At 61.7% G+C, this 19,806-nt stretch carries 19 protein-coding genes; 5 read left to right on the top strand and 14 right to left on the bottom strand.

All coding sequences use genetic code 11. The features are described from left to right. Positions 1-184 precede the first annotated feature (184 nt). From ACIPQ1_RS25780 to ppsA, 8 genes are all read right to left on the bottom strand, one after another. Positions 185-1,219, bottom strand: coding sequence for an OmpA family protein (locus tag ACIPQ1_RS25780; RefSeq protein WP_250965642.1), 1,035 nt, complete (start codon positions 1,217-1,219; stop codon positions 185-187). Positions 1,220-1,326: 107 nt separating this feature from the next. Then, positions 1,327-1,917: an RNA polymerase sigma factor SigX gene (gene sigX, locus ACIPQ1_RS25785; RefSeq protein ID WP_003183614.1), complete on the bottom strand. Its 591-nt coding sequence runs from the start codon at positions 1,915-1,917 to the stop codon at positions 1,327-1,329. 91 nt (positions 1,918-2,008) lie between these two features. Continuing rightward, positions 2,009-2,833 carry a mechanosensitive ion channel family protein gene (locus ACIPQ1_RS25790; protein WP_003199523.1) on the bottom strand — a complete coding sequence of 275 codons (825 nt, stop codon included), beginning with the start codon at positions 2,831-2,833 and terminating at the stop codon, positions 2,009-2,011. Between the two features lie 2 nt (positions 2,834-2,835). Then, positions 2,836-3,081: a hypothetical protein gene (locus ACIPQ1_RS25795; protein WP_014337331.1), complete on the bottom strand. Its 246-nt coding sequence runs from the start codon at positions 3,079-3,081 to the stop codon at positions 2,836-2,838. Positions 3,082-3,144: 63 nt separating this feature from the next. Continuing rightward, entirely contained in the window at positions 3,145-4,140 is a 996-nt protein-coding gene (locus tag ACIPQ1_RS25800) for a zinc transporter ZntB (protein ID WP_446533338.1), read from the bottom strand. 25 nt (positions 4,141-4,165) lie between these two features. Continuing rightward, complete coding sequence (gene rraA, locus ACIPQ1_RS25805) at positions 4,166-4,657, bottom strand: ribonuclease E activity regulator RraA (RefSeq protein WP_207965835.1); 492 nt, start codon at positions 4,655-4,657, stop codon at positions 4,166-4,168. Positions 4,658-4,783: 126 nt separating this feature from the next. Further along, positions 4,784-5,773 carry an alpha/beta fold hydrolase gene (locus tag ACIPQ1_RS25810; protein ID WP_446533337.1) on the bottom strand — a complete coding sequence of 330 codons (990 nt, stop codon included), beginning with the start codon at positions 5,771-5,773 and terminating at the stop codon, positions 4,784-4,786. A gap of 232 nt (positions 5,774-6,005) precedes the next feature. Continuing rightward, a complete protein-coding gene (ppsA, locus tag ACIPQ1_RS25815) occupies positions 6,006-8,381 on the bottom strand; it encodes a phosphoenolpyruvate synthase (protein ID WP_186705308.1) in 2,376 nt (791 codons plus the stop codon). A gap of 184 nt (positions 8,382-8,565) precedes the next feature. On the opposite strand from ppsA, the gene ppsR reads away from it, so the two are divergent. Then, positions 8,566-9,384 (top strand): posphoenolpyruvate synthetase regulatory kinase/phosphorylase PpsR, encoded by an 819-nt coding sequence (gene ppsR / locus ACIPQ1_RS25820; protein WP_003199510.1) that lies wholly within the window; start codon positions 8,566-8,568, stop codon positions 9,382-9,384. 161 nt (positions 9,385-9,545) lie between these two features. Here the strand turns inward: ppsR and ACIPQ1_RS25825 are convergent, their stop codons facing one another. Next, on the bottom strand, positions 9,546-10,391 hold the full coding sequence (locus ACIPQ1_RS25825; RefSeq protein ID WP_446533336.1) for a type 1 glutamine amidotransferase domain-containing protein: 846 nt from the start codon (positions 10,389-10,391) through the stop codon (positions 9,546-9,548). 103 nt (positions 10,392-10,494) lie between these two features. On the opposite strand from ACIPQ1_RS25825, the gene ACIPQ1_RS25830 reads away from it, so the two are divergent. Continuing rightward, positions 10,495-11,391, top strand: coding sequence for a LysR family transcriptional regulator (locus tag ACIPQ1_RS25830; protein WP_411386905.1), 897 nt, complete (start codon positions 10,495-10,497; stop codon positions 11,389-11,391). 190 nt (positions 11,392-11,581) lie between these two features. Here ACIPQ1_RS25830 and ACIPQ1_RS25835 read toward each other — a convergent pair whose 3' ends face one another. The 5 genes from ACIPQ1_RS25835 to ACIPQ1_RS25855 form a co-directional block, all read right to left on the bottom strand. Next, the gene (locus ACIPQ1_RS25835) at positions 11,582-11,809 is read right to left on the bottom strand and encodes an MbtH family protein (protein WP_063322270.1); all 228 of its coding nucleotides are present in this window, start codon (positions 11,807-11,809) and stop codon (positions 11,582-11,584) included. A gap of 84 nt (positions 11,810-11,893) precedes the next feature. Then, the gene (locus ACIPQ1_RS25840; RefSeq protein WP_186705311.1) at positions 11,894-13,306 is read right to left on the bottom strand and encodes an aspartate aminotransferase family protein; all 1,413 of its coding nucleotides are present in this window, start codon (positions 13,304-13,306) and stop codon (positions 11,894-11,896) included. Between the two features lie 96 nt (positions 13,307-13,402). After that, the gene (locus tag ACIPQ1_RS25845; protein ID WP_250962323.1) at positions 13,403-13,924 is read right to left on the bottom strand and encodes a GNAT family N-acetyltransferase; all 522 of its coding nucleotides are present in this window, start codon (positions 13,922-13,924) and stop codon (positions 13,403-13,405) included. A 284-nt stretch (positions 13,925-14,208) separates the two neighbouring features. Continuing rightward, the gene (locus ACIPQ1_RS25850) at positions 14,209-15,543 is read right to left on the bottom strand and encodes an ATP-binding protein (protein ID WP_250962324.1); all 1,335 of its coding nucleotides are present in this window, start codon (positions 15,541-15,543) and stop codon (positions 14,209-14,211) included. After that, a complete protein-coding gene (locus ACIPQ1_RS25855; protein WP_411386904.1) occupies positions 15,540-16,220 on the bottom strand; it encodes a response regulator in 681 nt (226 codons plus the stop codon). Before ACIPQ1_RS25855 ends, ACIPQ1_RS25850 begins: the two co-directional genes overlap by 4 nt. A gap of 176 nt (positions 16,221-16,396) precedes the next feature. Between ACIPQ1_RS25855 and dsbD the strand changes: the two genes are divergently transcribed. The 3 genes from dsbD to dsbG are packed head-to-tail and all read left to right on the top strand — an operon-like array spanning position 16,397 to position 19,736. Continuing rightward, entirely contained in the window at positions 16,397-18,124 is a 1,728-nt protein-coding gene (dsbD, locus tag ACIPQ1_RS25860) for a protein-disulfide reductase DsbD (protein ID WP_411386903.1), read from the top strand. Beyond that, positions 18,124-18,993 (top strand): TlpA family protein disulfide reductase, encoded by an 870-nt coding sequence (locus ACIPQ1_RS25865; protein WP_411386902.1) that lies wholly within the window; start codon positions 18,124-18,126, stop codon positions 18,991-18,993. Before dsbD ends, ACIPQ1_RS25865 begins: the two co-directional genes overlap by 1 nt. After that, entirely contained in the window at positions 18,969-19,736 is a 768-nt protein-coding gene (gene dsbG, locus ACIPQ1_RS25870) for a thiol:disulfide interchange protein DsbG (protein WP_411386901.1), read from the top strand. The genes ACIPQ1_RS25865 and dsbG overlap by 25 nt, the downstream gene beginning before the upstream one ends. Positions 19,737-19,806 lie beyond the last annotated feature (70 nt).

Consider the following 19,806-nt stretch of genomic DNA (forward strand, 5'->3'; position numbering starts at 1 on the left):
CTGACACACCGCCATCGCGAGCAAGCTCGCTCCCACAATGGATCGGGGTATGACCGAAGAGGCCGCCTCGCGAGCAAGCTCGCTCCCACAGGTCTCCCACAGGTCTTGTGTTCCACCCATCTCCATAAATCGCAGGCAAAGAAAAGCCCGGCCGAGGCCGGGCTTTTCCAAAGCTGTAGGCTAATTACTTAGCTTGAGCTTCAACCTGCGCTTCTACGCGACGGTTAACTGCACGACCAGCGTCAGTGGCGTTGTCGGCAACTGGGCGGGATTCGCCGTAGCCAACAGACTGAACGCGGGACGATTCAACACCGTACTGGTTGGTCAGAACGTTCTTAACGGCGCTTGCACGACGCTCAGACAGCTTCTGGTTGTAAGCGTCAGGACCGACGGAGTCAGTGTGACCTTCAACAGTAGTGGTGGTGGATGGGTACTGCTTCATGAAATCAGCCAGGTTCTTGATGTCGCCATAGCTGTTTTCTTTAACGACCGACTTGTCGAAGTCGAACTTGACGTCCAGCTCAACACGAACGACTTCAGCAACAGCTGGGCAGCCATCAGCGTCAACAGTTACGTTGGCTGGGGTGTCAGGGCACTTGTCGACGTTGTCGCACACGCCATCGTTGTCGCTGTCGGAGCAGACTTCAGCAGGTGCTGGAACTGGAGCAGCAGCTGGCTTGGAGCCGCCACCGAAGTTCACACCGATACCAACGCTAGGAGCCCACTCGGTGTCGCCCTGGTCGATGTTGTACTGAGCTTCAACGCCAGCACGGGCGTAGAAGTTGTCAGTGAAATACAGCTTGGCGCCGCCACCAACGTTGGCGAAGGTAGAACGGTTACGACCGTTGCTGCCATTCTGGTCGATGCTCTGGTCGGAGAAACCGGCCGAAACATAAGGACGCAGCATGTCGCCTGGGTTGTTGAAGTGGTACAGAGCGTCCAGAGCGGTGTTCGCGCCCTTAACGTTAGTGCCGTCTTCGGTGCGTGCGTTGTGCACTTCGTCGTAGGCCAGACGCAGTTCAACGTCGTCGGTCAGGAAGTAACCAACCGAACCGCCGAACAGGTTGCCGTTGTTCTTGAAATCACGAGCGCTGTCGAACATTTCTTTCTTGGCGAAGCCTTCGATTTCAACTGCGCCTTGGCCTTGTGCCAGAGCGCCGAACGAAGTGGCAGCAATCAAAGAACCAATGGCAAAGCCCAAGGTGTTTTTCAGTTTCATCCGTTAAATCCCCATCTGGTGATTGTGAAGCAGTCCCGCAAACCGGGGGACAACTCGGCGGCAAGTCTATCAGAACTTGCCTACACGTAAGAGATATTTGCGCCGAACTAAGTTTCAGCAATGCCTGCAAATTTCTCACGCAATTTGTCAAGAGCGCGCTTGTAACGCATTTTTGTCGCGCTCAAACCCATATGCATTATGTCTGCGATCTCCTGAAATTCCAGCTCTGCGACAAATCGTAGCACCAGAATTTCCCGGTCGATCGGGTTTACATAGACCAGCCAGCGATCGAGTCCACCCTTTTCCTCGGGCTTGGGCGCCTTATCTTCCGACGCTTCCTCGAGAGGGTCCAGGCTCAACGCGTCCATCAAGCGACGCTTTCGCCGTTCCTTGCGATACTGCGTGATGCATTCGTTGTACGTGATGCTATAAAGCCATGTCTTGAACTTCGATTTCCCCTCGAAGTTCTTCAGGCCATACAGCACCTTCAACATCACCTCCTGACAGACATCGTCAGCATCACGATCGTTCCCGAGATAGCGCGCACAAACGTTAAATAAAGTTCTCTGGTAACGACGCATCAACTCTTCATAGGCGCGTGTTACGTGAAACAGCTCCGTATGCGCGCGCGCGACCAACTCCTCATCGGAGAGATCACGGGGGTCGTAGCGCGTGGATAGCGATTGGGGTTTGTTCAAAACAAGTCGGGCCGACAGTCTAGGTCAATGTGCGCCGCAGCCTGGGCTAGCAGGCATTTCGCGGCGGCATACATTAGCAGGATTTGCCGGGTTAGCGGCTACTCACATGCTGTTCCAGCAAGATCCGATTGGAAAGCGACACCAGTTCGCCCTCCTCGGTCAGCAATGTGGTTTTCACCGTGCCGATCTCTTCGATCTGGCCTTCGACCTCGCCAACACGCACTTGTTGCCCAACCTCATACAATTCACGCACATAGATTCCCGCAAGAATCTGACCGGCGATCTCCCGGCTTCCCAATCCCATTGCCAGCGCAACCGCCAGACCAACGGTTATCAATACAATCACGATCACATGGTTGAGCAGGTCAGTCTTGACCTCCAACTGGCTGATCGCCACCGAAATACTGATGATAATCACCAGGCCCTGGGCGATACGCCCCACGCCAGCGGCATAATCCAGCCCGACGCCTTCGGCCGCACCGCGCACCAGCCCATTGGCCAGTTGCGCCAGCAGGACACCGACCAGCAACACCAGCGCGGCACCAAAAACCTTCGGCAAATACAATGCAAGCATATCGAGCGTAGCCGAAACTCGCTCAAGGCCAAGGGATTCTGCTGCGGAAACCAGGAAAATCAGCAATACGAACCAATACACGATCTTGCCGACCAGGGTCGAGATCGGCACTTGGATGCCGCCACGGGACAGCAGCTTGGTCAGGCCGGTGCCGCCCATCAGGCGATCGAGACCCAGCTTGGCGAGCAGCTTGGACAGCAGCGTGTCCAGCAACTTGGCCACGACAAAACCCAGCAACAGCACCACCAGCGCGCCGAAGAGGTTCGGGATGAAGTTAGCTACCTTGGTCCACAACGCAGTCATTGCCGTGACGAGGCTCTGGGTCCAGAGATCAAGTTCCATATTCAATCAGCCTTATCAGCGGTGCGAGTAACAGGTTTACGGCGGGAAACCGGCGAGACATGGGCCGATCCATTATTCAGGGCGATCATCAGCGCGGGCAACCAGCGGCCCAGCAGGCTGAACAGATCGCCCGCGCCGACCTGGCGGTTGGCGGTTTTCAGTACACGCCCCAAGCATGCGTCGTCGTCCCGGCTGGACGGCGAAGCCTTGAGCATGTCGCGCAAAGACTGTTCAAACGGATCGTGCATACGCACCTCTCGTGATGTCTGTGGAAGACGCGATCACATTTCGTCGGGTCACATGAAACCCCATCACACCCAGCGCAAACGGCGGAACAACCACCACTGCCCCGTCGCGACGCAGATCATCAGCAGGCACGCGACCATGAAACCGTAGGGGCTTTCGGAAAACGGAATGCCACCGACGTTGATACCTAAAAGGCCGGTGAGAAAACTCATCGGCAGGAAAATCCCGGTGATGATGCCGAAGCGGTACATGGTGCGGTTCATGCGCACCGACAGGCGCCGGTCTTCGGCCTCCAGCACAAGCCCCACGCGCTCTCGGGTCAATTCCAGCTCTTCGAGATAACGGGTCAGGCTGTTGTTCAATTCGTTCCAATAGTCGCCATCGTCCTCGACGAACCAGGGCAACTTGATCCTCGACATCTGGCCGAAGATATCTCGCTGTGGCGCCAGGAATCGCTTGAGTCCGGCAGCCCTTCGACGGATGTGCAAAATGGCGTCATGCTCGGGGGCATACCGTTCGTCGGCGTCGAGTTTTTCTTCCTCGCCATCGACGATTTCCGAGAGGCAAGTGACCAGGTCCTGCACCTTGTCGGTGAGGTATTGCGCCATATAAAGGATGAGTTCGGAAGCGTTCTCGGGCCCCTTGCCCTCGGCCAGTTGCGCCAACAGTTCATCGGTGGCGCGCAACGGCCGCAGGCGCAGGGAGATCACTCGCTGGGCAGACGCGAAGATCCGTACCGAGACCATGTCTTCAGGCTCGGCGCCCGGGTTGAGGTTGATCCCGCGCAGGAACAGCAGCAGTTCGGCGTTGGGCAACGGCAACAACCGCGGCCGGGTGTTCTCTTCCAGCAGCAGGTCGCAGTTGAATTCGCTCAGGCCGCTGGATTTGCGCAGCCAGGTGTGGGTTTGCGGATGACTGCGATCCCAGTGCAGCCACAGGCTTTCGTGGGCCTTCAGCTGCAAATCGTCGAGTTCGGTCCGGGCTATGGAACGCGCGCCGCCTTTACCGTCCAGCACCAGGGCATGCACCAGCCCCCATTGCGCGTTTTCTTCCTCGAACATCCTCATCCCTTATGGCTGCGGTGCTTTATTCAGGCATCTTCAGTGGGCTTGGCGAAACGATCACGCCGTTGTTGTCGGCATAGACATACTCGCCCGGGCGGAACGTCACGCCAGCAAAGGTCACTGCTATATTGAGCTCGCCGACACCACGCCGGTCGGTCTTCATCGGATGGCTGGCCAGGGCCTGGACCCCGAGGTCGGTCTGGGCAATGACGTCGACGTCGCGGATGCAGCCATAGATCACCAGGCCTTCCCAGCCATTCTTAGCCGCTTTCTCGGCCAACATGTCACCCAGCAGGGCCCGGCGCAGCGACCCGCCGCCATCCACAACCAGCACTTTACCCTTGCCATCGAGTTCAACCTGCTCCTTGACCCGCGAGTTGTCCTCGAAGCACTTGATGGTCACGATTTCGCCGCCGAAGGAATCGCGGCCACCGAAATTGCTGAACATCGGCTCCAACACCTGCACCAGGTCCGGGTAGGCGTCGCACAGGTCGGGCGTGAGGTAATGGTTCATCGAACAACTCCTGAAAGGCTGGAACGTCAGATTGAATGTGCAACCGTTTGTGACCGGAACCGCTTGAAGCGTCATATCTTAGCCGCAAGCAGACCAGAGCGAAATGCCCTTGTCAGAGCCTTCGCCTCAAACCGCCTCGGCCAACTGCGGCTGTTCACCCAGCAAGGGCGCCTGCTGATCCTCGAGCCAACGAGCCACCAGCGGCCAGACCTCAAGGTGGGCGGCCTTGCTGACCAGCATCTCGACGTGACCGAAATCGTCAGTGAAACCCTGTCCCCGACCCAGGCAGACAAACTGCTTGTGCGTGGAACCGATCTGGTCGAAGAGTTTGCGGCACGCCCAAGTCGGGTCCTGGTGATCGCCGGTGGCACTCACCGCCAGCACCGGCAACTGGACATCGGCCAAGCCGGCCCACCAGTTCTTCTCGGCATCGCCGAAACGCCCGAACAGGCCGTACCAGCGCATGCTTTCCAGGGCCAGGCCAATGGGCTCGTCCTCGGGGCCGCGCTTGAGCCTTGAACCGGACAACTGGGCAAAGCGCTTGAGGATGAAGCGGCCGCTCCATTCCACCGGCGGGATCTTCAGCGGCCAGTAGGTGCGGCTGACCTGGGTGCCAAAAAATGCCGCCGACGCCACTGCGGGCTCGCCCAGGTAGTGGCCGCCCAAGGCTGCCGCCAGGGTAATGCCCCCCAGGGAATGACCGATCCAATGGGGCACTTGTCCGCTCTGCTCACGCACGAAGGCGCCGATGGCCGGCAGGTCGTAACGGGCGTAGTCAGCCACCCGATTGTGGCGATAACCCTGGTTACGCTGGGATAAGCCATGGCCGCGCATTTCGGGAATCCAGACATCGAATCCCAGGCGCGTCAGGTACGCGCCCAGGCCGAGGCCTTTGGGCGAATACCAGAAACGCCGATTGGAAAAACTGCCGTGCAACAAAATCACCGGGACACCACGGGTTTCGCCGGGATCAGCCATGCCCAGCCGCGTGACGGCCAGTTCGACGCTGGCGTCCGGGCTGTTGCCGGGTTTCAAGCGATAGACGTCTTCGCTCAGATCACCGCGCCGCTCGGCACTGATCAGGGCGACAGGAAAGAGGTTGCTGCTGCTTTGCATAATCTTCTTGCACAAAAAAGGGCGGCTTCCTTGTGGAGCCCGCCCTACTTCAATCAAAAGGGGCCCGGATAATGCCCATCAGTTGAGCCCCCTGTGGGAGCGGGCTTGCTCGCGAAGACGGCGGAACAGTCAACATGGATGTTGTCTGACGCACCGCTTTCGCGAGCAAGCCCGCTCCCACAGGTTCTGCGACTAACTGACGGGCTTTAGTCGATCAGGCCCCTTCACTCGATCAGACCGCCGCCTGACCCTCGGCCAGGAAGAACCAGGTTTCCAGCACGGAGTCCGGGTTCAACGAAACGCTTTCGATGCCCTGCTCCATCAGCCATTTGGCCAGGTCCGGGTGGTCCGAAGGGCCCTGGCCGCAGATGCCGATGTACTTGCCAGCCTTGTTGCAGGCGGCAATGGCATTGGCCAGCAGCTTCTTGACCGCCGGGTTCCGCTCGTCGAACAGGTGGGCGATGATCCCGGAATCGCGGTCCAGGCCCAGGGTCAGCTGGGTCAGGTCGTTGGAACCGATGGAGAAACCGTCGAAGAACTCAAGGAATTCTTCAGCCAGGATGGCGTTGGACGGCAGCTCGCACATCATGATCACGCGCAGGCCATTGTCGCCACGGGCCAGGCCGTTTTCCGCCAGCAGGTCAACCACCTGGCTCGCTTCGCCCAGGGTCCGCACGAACGGCACCATGATCTCGACGTTGGTCAGGCCCATCTCGTTGCGCACGCGCTTGAGGGCGCGGCATTCGAGTTCAAAGCAATCGCGGAACGATTCGCTGATGTAGCGCGACGCACCCCGGAAGCCCAGCATCGGGTTCTCTTCTTCCGGCTCGTAGAGCTTGCCGCCGATCAGGTTGGCGTATTCGTTGGACTTGAAGTCCGACAGGCGCACGATGACCTTCTTCGGCCAGAACGCCGCCGCCAGGGTGCTGATGCCTTCCACCAGCTTCTCGACGTAGAAACCGACCGGATCGTCGTAGCCGGCAATGCGCTTGTCGACGCTGTCCTTGATGTCCTGGGGCAGGCCGTCGTAGTTCAGCAGCGCCTTGGGGTGCACGCCGATCATGCGGTTGATGATGAACTCCAGGCGGGCCAGGCCCACGCCGGCGTTCGGCAACTGCGCGAAGTCAAAGGCACGATCCGGGTTGCCGACGTTCATCATGATCTTGAACGGCAGCTCCGGCATGGCGTCCACGGAGTTCTTCTTGATGTCGAAGCCCAGTTCGCCCTCGAAGATGTAGCCGGTGTCGCCTTCGGCGCAGGAAACAGTCACGCCCTGGCCGTCCTTGAGCAGTTGGGTGGCGTTGCCGCAACCGACCACTGCCGGGATTCCCAGTTCACGGGCAATGATTGCCGCGTGGCAGGTACGCCCGCCGCGGTTGGTGACGATGGCGCTGGCGCGCTTCATCACCGGTTCCCAGTCCGGGTCGGTCATGTCGGATACCAATACGTCGCCGGCCTGGACCTTGTCCATCTCCGAGACGTCCTTGATGATCCGCACCTTGCCCGCGCCGATGCGCTGGCCGATGGCCCGGCCTTCCACCAGCACGGTGCCGGTTTCCTTGAGCAAGTAGCGCTCCATGACGTTGGCCTGGGTGCGGCTCTTCACGGTTTCCGGACGGGCCTGCACGATGTACAGCTTGCCGTCGTCACCGTCCTTGGCCCACTCGATGTCCATCGGGCACTTGTAGTGCTGCTCGATGATCATCGCCTGCTTGGCCAGCTCGCTGACTTCAGCGTCGGTCAGGCAGAAACGCGCGCGCTCGGCCTTGTCCACGTCGACGGTCTTCACCGAGCGACCGGCCTTGGCTTCGTCGCCGTAGATCATCTTGATGGCCTTGCTGCCCAGGTTGCGGCGCAGGATGGCCGGGCGACCGGCTTGCAGCGTGCCTTTGTGAACGTAGAACTCATCCGGGTTCACCGCGCCTTGCACGACGGTTTCACCCAGGCCGTAGGCGCCGGTGATGAACACCACGTCACGGAAGCCCGACTCGGTGTCGAGGGTGAACATCACGCCGGCGGTGCCGGTTTCGGAGCGGACCATGCGCTGCACACCGGCGGAGAGGGCGACCAATTTGTGGTCGAAGCCCTGGTGCACGCGGTAGGAAATGGCACGGTCGTTGAAAAGGGAGGCGAAGACTTCCTTGGCGGCGCGGATGACGTTTTCCACGCCACGGATGTTCAGGAAGGTTTCCTGCTGGCCGGCGAAGGAGGCATCCGGGAGGTCTTCGGCGGTGGCCGAGGAACGCACGGCGACGGCGATGTCAGGATTGCCTTCGGACAGCTTGGCGAAAGCGGTGCGGATCTCGGCGTTCAGTTTCTCGGGGAATTCGGCTTCCATGATCCATTGGCGGATCTGGGCACCGGTCTTGGCCAGGGCATTGACGTCGTCGACGTCCAGGGCATCGAGCGCATCGTGGATCTGCTTGTTCAGGCCGCTCAGTTCCAGGAAATCACGATAAGCCTGGGCGGTCGTGGCGAAGCCACCTGGCACCGATACGCCGGCACCGGCGAGGTTGCTGATCATCTCGCCCAGGGATGCGTTCTTGCCCCCCACATGCTCCACATCATGGACGCCGAGCTTATCGAGGGAAACTACGTACTCTACCAAGGTGATCTCTCCACTAACTGTGTTGGAAAAGCTCAAGGCACCGGCGGCTCCAGGGGAGCGCTTGCCGGCGATATGGCCTGGACCTGGAAAATAAGTGAGAATGCGGGCCAATGGTGGCCGGCAAATCGCGCCTATCATATCCAAGAATCGTCACTAGCTCACTAGCTTAAGGCCCAAGGCGCAAATGAAACGATCTGCTTTCTTTATCTCCGACGGCACCGGCATCACGGCCGAAACGCTAGGCCAAAGCCTGTTGGCACAGTTCGAAAACATTACCTTCGCCAAATTCATACGTCCGTACATCGACAGCGTCGACAAGGCGCGGGCCATGGTACAGCAAATCAATAAAGCCGCCGAAACCGACGGTTTCCGCCCGATCATCTTCGATACCATCGTCAATCAGGACATCCGTGAGATTCTCGCAACGTCCAATGGTTTCATGATCGACATTTTTTCCACCTTCCTGGCGCCCTTGGAACAGGAACTGAGCGAGCATTCTTCCTACTCGGTCGGCAAGTCCCATTCCATTGGCCACAACTCCAACTACATGGAGCGGATCGAGGCGGTCAACTTCGCGCTGGACAACGATGACGGCGCCCGCACGCATTATTACGACAAGGCCGACCTGATCCTAGTGGGTGTGTCGCGTTGTGGTAAGACACCGACGTGCCTGTACATGGCGATGCAATTTGGCATCCGCGCGGCCAACTATCCATTGACGGAAGACGACATGGAGCGCCTGCAACTGCCCAGCGCCCTGCGCGCCCACCAGCACAAGCTGTTCGGCCTGACCATCGACCCGGACCGCCTCACCGCGATCCGCAACGAGCGCAAGCCCAACAGTCGTTATTCAAGCTACGCCCAGTGCGAGTTCGAAGTGCGCGAGGTGGAAAACCTGTTCCGGCGGGAGAACATTCCCCATATCAACTCCACGCATTTTTCTGTGGAAGAGATTTCGGCGAAGATCCTGGTGGAGAAAGGGGTGGAGCGGCGGTTCAAGTAAACCCGCTACACCACTAAAACCTGTGGGAAAACCCTGTGGGAGCGAGCTTGCTCGCGATAGCGGAGTGTCAGCCAACACCAATGCTGCTGACGAGCCGCAATCGCGAGCAAGCTCGCTCCCACAAGGGAATCGCCCACAGGGGAATCCGTGGTGTTCCTGGATCAGTGTTTCAACCGCTCGACCAACACCTTCCCCACTTCCAGCGCCGACGCCGGGTTCTGGCCGGTGATCAACTCACGATCCATGACCACATGGGACGTCCAGGGTGATGTGTTGCTGCTGTATTGGCCGCCCGCCTGCTCCAACGCATTCTGCGGGTAGAATTTCATGCTCCCGCCACCTAGCAGCCCCTTGGCCAATTCTTCCTCCTGATTGCTGATCACCGTCATCTTGTACCCGGCATAGATCCAGCCGGCCTTGGCCGAGGCCTGGCCTTTGGCCGCCAACTGGCCAACGAAGCCCTGGGCATCGGTCATGGTCGACAGCAACGCGATCGGGCCATGGCAGACCAGCGCGGTGGTCTTGCCCTTGCCATGAAAATGCGTCAGCACCCGCCCCAGCGGCGCGCTCGTGAGCAAATCCTGCATCGGCGCATGTCCGCCCGGGATGTACAGGGCATCGAACCGGTCCAGGCCGATCTGCTCGACAAGGGCCAGGCTGATCACCGGTGAGTCCTTGGCCGACGTGATCTTCAACTGCGCCAACAACGCCTGGTAACGCTCCAGCTCCGCCGAGTCATTGTTGAAATACATCTTGTCCACCGAGGAAAGGTCCAGCGTCGGCACCTTGCCCTCGGGCGTTGCGAACGTTACCTGGTGACCCGCCTCCAGCAAGAGTTTCACCGGTTGCAGCAATTCGTTGAGGTAGAACCCGGTGGAGAAGACCTGGCCATTTTTCAGGTCCAGATGATCGGCGTCCGACAGGACCACCAGCACGTTATCGGCATGGGCCGCGACGCTGATGCCCGCCAGAACGACAGACGTTGCCAAGGTAGTGAGCTTTTTCATGATGACTCCAGGACGCTTCGATAAAAGATGCGCTCACTGTATTGATGCGCTTACCGGCGATAAACTGGCTTCCCGGAACATCACTTGGGCCCTGGAGGCAACAATGCCCCGTCGATTCGATCATCTGGCCGACGTGGAAGCCTTCGTCACGGCCGTGGAAAAAGGCACCCTCAGCGCCGGCGCCGTGGCGCTGGGAACCACGCCTTCGGTCCTGAGCCGCGCCATCTCCCGCCTCGAAGCCCGGCTCGGCGTGCAGTTGTTGCGTCGTACGACCCGGCGGCTGAACCTGACCGATGCCGGCACGTTGTACCTGGAACAGTCGCGCTCGGCCTTTGCCCTGATTGACGATGCGGAGCGGCGAATCCAAGGCCAGGACGGCGTCCTGACCGGTCGCGTGCGCCTGAGCGTGCCGACCACCTACGGCCATTACCGCCTGCCGTCGCTGCTGTCGCGTTTCGTCCAGGCTTTTCCACAGGTTCGGGTCGAGCTGAGCATTACCAACCGCAATGTCGACCTGGTGGCCGAGGGGTATGACCTGGCGATCCGTCTCGGGCCATTGCCGGACAGCGGGCTGGTCGGCCGCAAGCTCGAAGACGCCCGCCTTTGCCTGGTGGCCGCGCCGCACTACCTGGCACGCGCCGGAACGCCCCGGCACGTCGATGAACTGGCGGCCCACGCCTGCCTGCCCTTCGTGATGCCCAGCAGCGGACGCATCGCACCTTGGCTATTTCGCGAAAACCAGCAAGATCGGGAATGGCTGCCGGCGGGCAATGTCCAGGTGTCCGACGATGTATTGGGCATCGTGTCCCTGGCCCAGGCCGGGATGGGAATCTGCCAGACCTATGAATTCATCGTCCGGGAGCGAATCGAGCGCGGGGAACTGGTGGTGTTGCTGGAAGACGTTGGCGGGCGTAGCCGACCGTTTTCAATCATCTATCCGCCCCATCGGCAATTGCCGGCGGCGGCACGGGCGTTGATTGATTTTCTGATTGGGCAATAGCTATAACACCGACCGGACCCTGTGGGAGCGAGCTTGCTCGCGATGGCGGAGTGTCAGCAGCATCGATATTGCTGATCCGCCGCCATCGCGAGCAAGCTCGCTCCCACAGGGGGTCTGGTGTGACTGCAGGATTTGCATTCCCCCCGCAGCCCTCCTGTGGAAAGCTTCCTTGCTGCTACAGGTTCTGGATTCAGTGGGCCGCAGCCGCCTGCTCTTCCATCTTCTTGCGCAGGCTCAGCGGGCGCATGTCGGTCCAGACTTCTTCGATGTAGGCCAGGCATTCCTTCTTGAACCCGCTCTTGCCAACGGTGCGCCAGCCCTCGGGCACGGCCTTATAGTCTGGCCAGATCGAATACTGTTCTTCGTGGTTGACCACGACCTGAAAGACGATGTCCTCGCGGTCGAATACTGAAGTCATGGGTGTCTCTCCATCTATGCTCGAGGTTCGCTGCATCACATGCGCAGCCAGGATATGAAAGGAACGTATAGGGTCGGGTGAAAATTAACGATCGGTGATCGCCGCCTGCAGGGCTCGCCCGAAAATTTCGGCGACCCGGTCGATTTCCGCCCGGGTGATGATCAACGGTGGCAGGAACCGCACCACGCTACCCTGCCGACCGCCCAGTTCCAGGATCAGCCCGCGCTTGAGGCATTCGCGTTGCAGGCGTGGCGCCAGCTGTGCGTGTACCGGCGGATGGCCCAGGGCGTCCCGCTTACCCGCCGGATCAACCAGTTCAACGCCAAGCATCAGCCCGCGACCGCGGATATCGCCCAGTTGCGGGAAGTCCCGCTGGAGGATGTGCAGGTGCTCGCTCAAGCGTTCGCCCATGGCCGCGGCATGGGCCGGCAGGTCGTGCTCTTGCAGGTAGCGCATCACTGCGGAACCGGCGGCCATGGCCATCTGGTTGCCGCGAAAGGTGCCGGCGTGAGCGCCGGGCAGCCAGGTGTCGAGCCAATCGCGGTAAACCACCACCGCCAGCGGCAGGCTGCCGCCGATGGCCTTGGACAGCACGACCACGTCGGGGATGATCCCGGCATGTTCGAAGGCAAACATTTTGCCGGTACGGCCGAAGCCGCTCTGGATTTCGTCGACGATCAACGCCACCCCGGCCTGTTCCGTGATTCGCCGCAAGCCGCGCAGCCAGTCCAGGTCGGCGGGAATGACGCCGCCCTCACCCTGCACCACCTCGACGATGACCGCCGCTGGCAATTGCACGCCTGCCTCCGGGTCGTGCAGCAGGTTTTCCAGGTAATGCAGATTGGCCTTGACGCCCTCGGCACCGCCCAGCCCGAACGGGCAGCGGTAATCATAGGGATACGGCATGAACTGCACGCCATTGCTGAGCAAGGCGCCCAAGGGCTTCTTCGGTCCCAGGCTGCCCATCAGGCTCAATGCGCCCTGGCTCATGCCGTGGTAACCGCCCTGGAACGACAGCACGGTGCTGCGTCCGGTGGCGGTGCGCACCAGTTTGAGGGCAGCTTCCACCGCGTCGGTCCCGGTGGGGCCGCAGAATTGGATCTTCGCCTCGGCAGCCAGCGGCGCCGGCAACAGGCCGAACAGATCCTGGACGAACCGGTCCTTGACCGGCGTGGTCAGGTCCAGGGTGTGCAACGGCAACTCATCGGCCAACACCTGCTGGATCGCTTCGATCACCACCGGGTGGTTATGCCCCAGCGCCAGCGTGCCGGCCCCGGCCAGGCAATCGATGAAGGTGCGGCCTTCGACGTCCTCGACGTACAACCCCTTGGCGCGCTTGAGGGCCAGGGGAATCCGCCGTGGATAGCTGCGGGCATTGGACTCCTGCCGACTCTGGCGAGCCAGCAGTGGCGATTCATTGAACTGGTAGAGCGTCTCGGCCGGCACGGGGCTGACCCGCGCCGGCTGTGCTTCGATAAGGCTGTTGGCGACTGACATCTCTCGACCCCGCAATAGGTAGTGACCCAAACGGCACACCGGGCAGGTGCGCATCCGGTCGGGGCGCACATGCAGGTTTCCTGTTGTGGAAACGCATCAGCCACGGGGGGATTTACTCTCGGACAACACTTTCGCCGTCGGCGCGATCAGTGGCTTGTGCATCGCGATGGCCTTGACCCCGCCAAGGGCAAAGGCCTCGGCGCTTTGCTCGAAGCCCAGGTGTCGATAGAAGGCCTGGCTGGAACGGGTGCTATTGAGGCGCACCCGGGCCACCCCGCGTCCGCGCAGCCAGGTCTCGATGTCTCCCACCAGCGCCTGGCCGACACCCCGGCGGAAGGATTCTGGTTGCACGTAGCAGAAGGCGATCCGGCCACTGGCCGTGGCCATGGCGACACCCGCCGGGCGACCCTGCAAACGTGCCAGGGTCAGGCGCAACCGTGGGTCGATCAGCCAGGGGCGAATATGCGCGAGGGTGTTGTGGCGCACCCAGGCGGCCACGACAGTGGGATCGTTGCGGTGTTCAGCGGCACACCCGACCCGGATGGAACGCTCGGCGATCCGGCTGATGATGCCGGCATCGCTGGGCGTGGCCGTGCAGATTTCAATGAAGGTATCCATGGCACGGTTTTCCTCAGTCCTTGAGTCGAGCTGAAAAAAACATAGACCTGGATAACGCCAGTGCGCCAATGCCAGGTCGTTACAGCAGATGTACAACAACCACGCCGAGGTATTCCCAATACGCTTGGGGCTCAGCCTGAAACACTGTGGCGAGGGAGCTTGCTCCCGCTGGGCTGCGCAGCAGCCCCAAAGTCAGAGAGTGCGGTGGGTCTGGCGGTCCGCGGCGGTGGATCCAGGCCCGCTTCGCGGTCCAGCGGGAGCAAGCTCCCTCGCCACGCAATCACCTACTTAACAACGGTTGCCTGCACCGGCATCGTCAATTCGACCCGCAACCCATCCGGGCGGCTGTCGAAATGCAGGCCACAGCCGCAACGCTGGACGATGGCCTGGACGATCGCCAGCCCCAGTCCGCAGCCGGTGCTCTGGCCGTTGCGCCAGAAGCGCTGGGTCAGGTGCTGGATGTCGTCGGCGGCGATGCCGGGGCCATGGTCGCGGACTTGGAAGCGCACGCGCTGGCCGATCATTTCCAGGCTCAGTTCCACATCGGTATCGTCCGGGGTATGGCGCAGGGCGTTATCCAGCAGATTGCGCAGGGCGGCGATAGAGAGCACCGCCGGCATCTGCACGGGTGCGTCGGACAGCCCTGGGGCCAGGTGTAGCTTGATGCGCCGGGACTCACTGCCGGCAGAGTCCTGGATCGCCAACCGCGCGACCTGCTCGGCGTTGCAGTGCACGCCATCGTCGAATGACAGGCTGCCTTCGACCCGCGCCAGCAACAACAACTGTTCAAGGGTGCGGTGCAAGCGGTCGGCGCCCTCTTCGGCCCGGGCCAGGGACTGGTCGCGGGCAACCCCTTCGGTCATGCGCGCCACTTGCAGGTGCGTCTTGATGGCGGTCAATGGGCTGCGCAGTTCGTGAGCGGCGTCGCCGGTCAGTCGTCGCTCGCGCTCGATGGCCTTGCCGATGCGCTGGAACAATTGGTTCTGGGTTTCCAGCAACGGCTGCAACTCGCTGGGCAGCGGATGGATCTGCAAGGGCTCCAGGGAATCGGCATTGCGCCGCATCAGCGCATCGCGCATGCGATTGAGCGGTGCCAGGCCCTGGCCGATGCCCAGCCACAACAGGCACAGGCAACCGAGCAGCGCCACCCCCACCGGCACCGAGGCGGCCAGTAATACCGACATGTTCAGGGCTTCGCGTTCGATCTGGCGGTCGGCGGTGGTGATGCGCAAGTCGCCCTGGGCCAGGGTGAAGCTGCGCCACGGCGTACCATCGATCATCTGGTCGTGGAAGCCCATCTTCTCGGCTTCTAGGACCTGTTCCGGGGTGCCGTGGCTGCGGGCCAGGATCTCGCCGCGCAAGGAGCTGACCTGACAGGCCATGCCGCCGGGAATGCTCAGTTGCTCGGCGCTGATATGCGTGCCGTCACCCTTCGTCGGCAAGGGCGGCAGTTGCTCCAGCAACCCCGCCACCATCCGCGCCGAAGCCACCAGGCGCTGATCGAGGGAAAACATCATCTGGTTGCGCAGGTCGCTGAGCATCCACGCCGCGGCCAGGGCCCAGATCAGGGCGAAGGCCGCGCCGAGGGTCAGGCTCAGGCGCAGTCGCAGGCTCATCACTTGGACGACTCTCCGCCTTCGGCCGGCCCCAGGCGATAACCCAGGCCGCGCACGGTCTCGACAATACCGTTACCCAATTTACGCCGCAGGTGATGGATATGGACGTTGAGGGCGTTGCTTTCCAGTTCGTCGTTAAACCCGTAGACGCTGTCCTTGAGTTGCTCGCTGGACAGCACCCGGCCACGACTGTGCAGCAGTGCCTGCAACAGCGACTGCTCGCGCCGGGACAGATCCACCGGCTGGCCGTCGAGGGTGGTTTCCCGACTGCTGGGGTCGTAGGTCAGGCGACCGTGCTCGATCAGGTTGACGCTGCGCCCCGCCACGCGCCGCAGCAACGTGTGCAGGCGCGCCGCAAGTTCGCGCAGGTCGAAGGGCTTGAGCAGATAGTCGTCGGCGCCGGCCTGCAAGCCGTCGACCCGGTCGGTCACCGAGTCGCGGGCGGTGAGGATCAGCACCGGCGTCTCCAGCCCCTGCTGGCGCAATTGCTTGAGCAGCTTGAGACCATCTTCATCGGGCAATCCCAGGTCAAGCACCATGACATCGAACTCCGCCACGCCGACCATCGCCCGCGCCGCCGATGCGGTGGCGACGTGCTCGACCGTCAGGCCCTGCGCCGTGAGGCCGGCAACGATCCCGCTGGCAATCAACTCATCGTCTTCGCACACCAGTACATGCATGGTAAGCCCCGTGGAAAAAGGTACATTAGGCCGCCGGCCGATTAAGCCGACATTATGCGACGAGTCCGGCCAACATGGGCGATCATTGCTGCCTGCCGGTCGCCGCCGGGTTAATCGACGGTTAATCGCCAGCCGCCATTGTCCTCGTCACTTGTTCCGTTCTAAGGCTTTTATCCATGCGTCGATTGTTTTTGTTGTGGCTGTTCCTGATCTCGGGCTTGGCCCAGGCCGCCAATCCCTTCGAAACCAAACCCGATTTCCTGCCGGTGGAAAAGGCGTTCGCGTTGACTTCCGAACGTCTGGACTCCGGTGAAACACAGCTGTTCTGGCAGATCGCCGACGGCTACTACCTGTATCAGCAGCGCCTCAAGTTCGATGGGCTCAGCGAGGCCCAGAAACCGAAACTGCCGGAGGGCGAGGCTCACAGCGACGAGTTTTTCGGCGACCAGCAAGTCTATCGCCAGGCGCTGGAACTGAAGATACCCGCCGGTGCCACGGGCAAGATCAAGGTCGGTTTCCAGGGCTGCGCCGACGCCGGCCTGTGCTATCCGCCCCAGACGCAAATGGTAGACCTGGGCGGCAGCCCGTCGCTGGCAAACACTGGCGAGGCGCAGGATCAGGCGCTGGCCAGCGGCTTGCAACAGCGCGCGTTGGGCTGGAGCCTGCTGGTGTTTTTTGGCCTTGGGCTGTTGTTGGCGTTTACGCCTTGCTCGCTGCCGATGCTGCCGATCCTGGCGGGATTGGTGGTGGGCAGCGGCGCCGGCCCTCGGCGCGGCCTGGCATTGGCCGGCAGCTACGTGCTCAGCATGGCGCTGGTGTACGCCGCCATGGGCGTGCTCGCCGCGCTGCTGGGGGCGAATCTGCAGGCCTTGCTGCAGCAGCCGTGGTTGCTGGGTACCTTCGCGGCAATCTTCGTTGTATTGGCCCTGCCGATGTTTGGCTTCTTCGAACTGCAACTCCCGGCCGCCCTGCGTGACCGCTTGGAAAACGCCGGCCGTCAGCGCCGCGGTGGCAGCCTGGTGGGCGCTGGCGTTCTCGGGGCGCTGTCCGGCCTGTTGGTGGGGCCTTGCATGACCGCGCCACTGGCCGGCGCGCTGTTGTATATCGCCCAGAGCGGCAATGCGCTACACGGTGGCCTGATCCTGTTCACCATGGGCGTCGGCATGGGCCTGCCACTGCTGTTGCTGGTGACCGTCGGCAACCGTTTCCTGCCCAAGCCCGGTGCCTGGATGAACCTGCTCAAGGGCGTGTTCGGCTTCTTGTTCCTGGGTACCGCGTTGCTCATGATCCGTCCGGTCATCGATGGCTCACTGTGGATCGGACTCTGGGGCGCGCTGCTGGTGATAGCCGCCTATTGCGCCTGGCGCCAGACCCAAGGGTTCGGGCGCGCGCCCTATCTGTGGGGCAGCGTATCGCTGCTGTTCGGGTTGTGGGGCAGCCTGCTGGTGGTCGGGGCGGCGGGAGGCAGCGACGACCTGTTCAAGCCGCTGGAGGTCTACAGCGGTGCCCGGGGCAATGCGACTGCCGACGCCCACGACGCCTTCATCACCGTCAGCGAGCCCGCCGCCCTGCAACGGGAACTGGACAGCGCCAAGGCCCAAGGCCAATGGGTACTGCTGGACTACTACGCCGATTGGTGCGTGTCGTGCAAAATCATCGAGAAACAGGTGTTTGGCCGCGCCGAAGTCATGACCGCGCTTAAAGACGTACGCCTGCTGCGCCTTGATGTCACTGCCGACAACGCCGCCAGCCGAGCGCTGCTCCAGCGCTATCAGGTGCCGGGCCCGCCAAGCCTGCTGTGGATCGGAGCCGACGGAGAGGAACGCCGCGGCCAGCGCATCACGGGCGAGATCGATGCCAAAGGTTTCCTGGAACGTTGGAACCTGACCCGGGACGCAGGCTGATGCTGACCTTTACCCTGGGCACCTTCGCCATCGCTATCCATCACCTCCTGTTGATCAGCGCGTTGGCATTGGCGACGTTCATCGGCTGGCGAGTAGCCAAGCGCGGTGGCGAGAACCCCGAATCGGTGCTATTCGCGCTGTTTCTCCTCGGGCTGCTCGCCGCGCGGACAGGTTTTGTCGTGGCCTACTGGAGCCACTATCGGGACGACCTGTGGCAAATCATCGATCTGCGCGATGGCGGTTTCCTTGCATGGCCGGGGATCCTGGTGCTGCTGGCCGCGGCGCTGCTTTGGGCGCGGCGCCGACCAGCCCTGCGTCGGCCATTGGGCTTTGGTGTCGGCAGCGGCCTGCTGTTCTGGCTGGTGGCGACGATGTCGTTGACCATCTATGACCAGGGCACGCGGCTGCCGGAGATCGAGCTACGCAACGCCGACGGCCAGACGGTCAAACTCACCGACTATCAGGGTGGGCCTCTGGTGGTCAATCTCTGGGCCACCTGGTGCCCGCCCTGCCGGCGCGAGATGCCGGTGCTGGAAGCCGCCCAACAGGAACGCCCGGACCTGACATTCCTGTTCGTCAACCAGGCCGAAGGCATGCACAGCGTCAGTACCTACCTCGCCACCCAGGGCCTGAGCCTGCACAATGTGCTGTTCGATGGCAGTGGCCGTCTCGCCCAGGCCGTCGGGTCAATGGCCTTGCCGACGACGCTGTTCTACGGCGCCGACGGCCGCCTGCTCGGCAGTCACTTGGGTGAACTGTCGGAAGCGAGCCTGGCCCGCGCCCTGGAAAACTTCGAAACGCCGGATCCGACCTCGGCGAACCCACTCCCTACAAGGAAACTGCCATGCCCCGCCTCCGCCACCTGCTGACCCTGGCTTTCGCCGGCGCGTTGCTGCAGGCACCGCTGCTTCACGCCGAAGACTTGCCAGCGGCCATCAAGAAGATCGAAGCCAAGGGCGCGAAGATCGTCGGCACCTTCGAAGCACCGGACGGCCTGCGCGGCTACGCGGCGCAATACCAGAACCGCGGGATGGCGCTGTACCTGACGCCGGACGGCAAACACGTTCTGCTGGGCAACCTGTACGACGCCGACGGCAAGGACTTGAGCGCCGAACCGCTGCAAAAACTGGTCTACGCCCCGATGGCCAAGGAAATCTGGGCAAAAATGGAAGCCAGCAACTGGATCGCCGACGGCAACAAGGACGCACCGCGCACGGTGTATCTGTTCAGCGATCCGAACTGCCCGTACTGCAACATGTTCTGGGAACAGGCCCGGCCTTGGGTCAAGGCTGGCAAGGTGCAGTTGCGCCACATCATGGTGGGCATCATTCGCGAAGACAGCCCGGGTAAATCCGCTGCCTTGCTGGCCGCCAAGGACCCGGAAAAAACCCTGGCCGAGCATGAAAAGGCCGGCAAGGGCAGTCCGCTCAAACCGCTCAAGGACATCCCAGCCGCCATCCAGGCCAAACTGGACGCCAACCAGCAGTTGATGGACGAACTGGAACTGTCTTCCACCCCGGCGATTTTCTACCTGGATGAAAAAGGCGACCTGCAACAGCAGCAAGGCGCGCCGTCGCCGGACAAGCTGGTGAAGATTCTCGGGCCGAAGTGACGAGCCTCACTGCAGACCCCTTGTGGGAGCGAGCTTGCTCGCGATAGAGGCAGATCAGTCAGCATTGATA

The sequence above is a fragment of the Pseudomonas sp. LARHCG127 genome, from assembly GCF_052871455.1.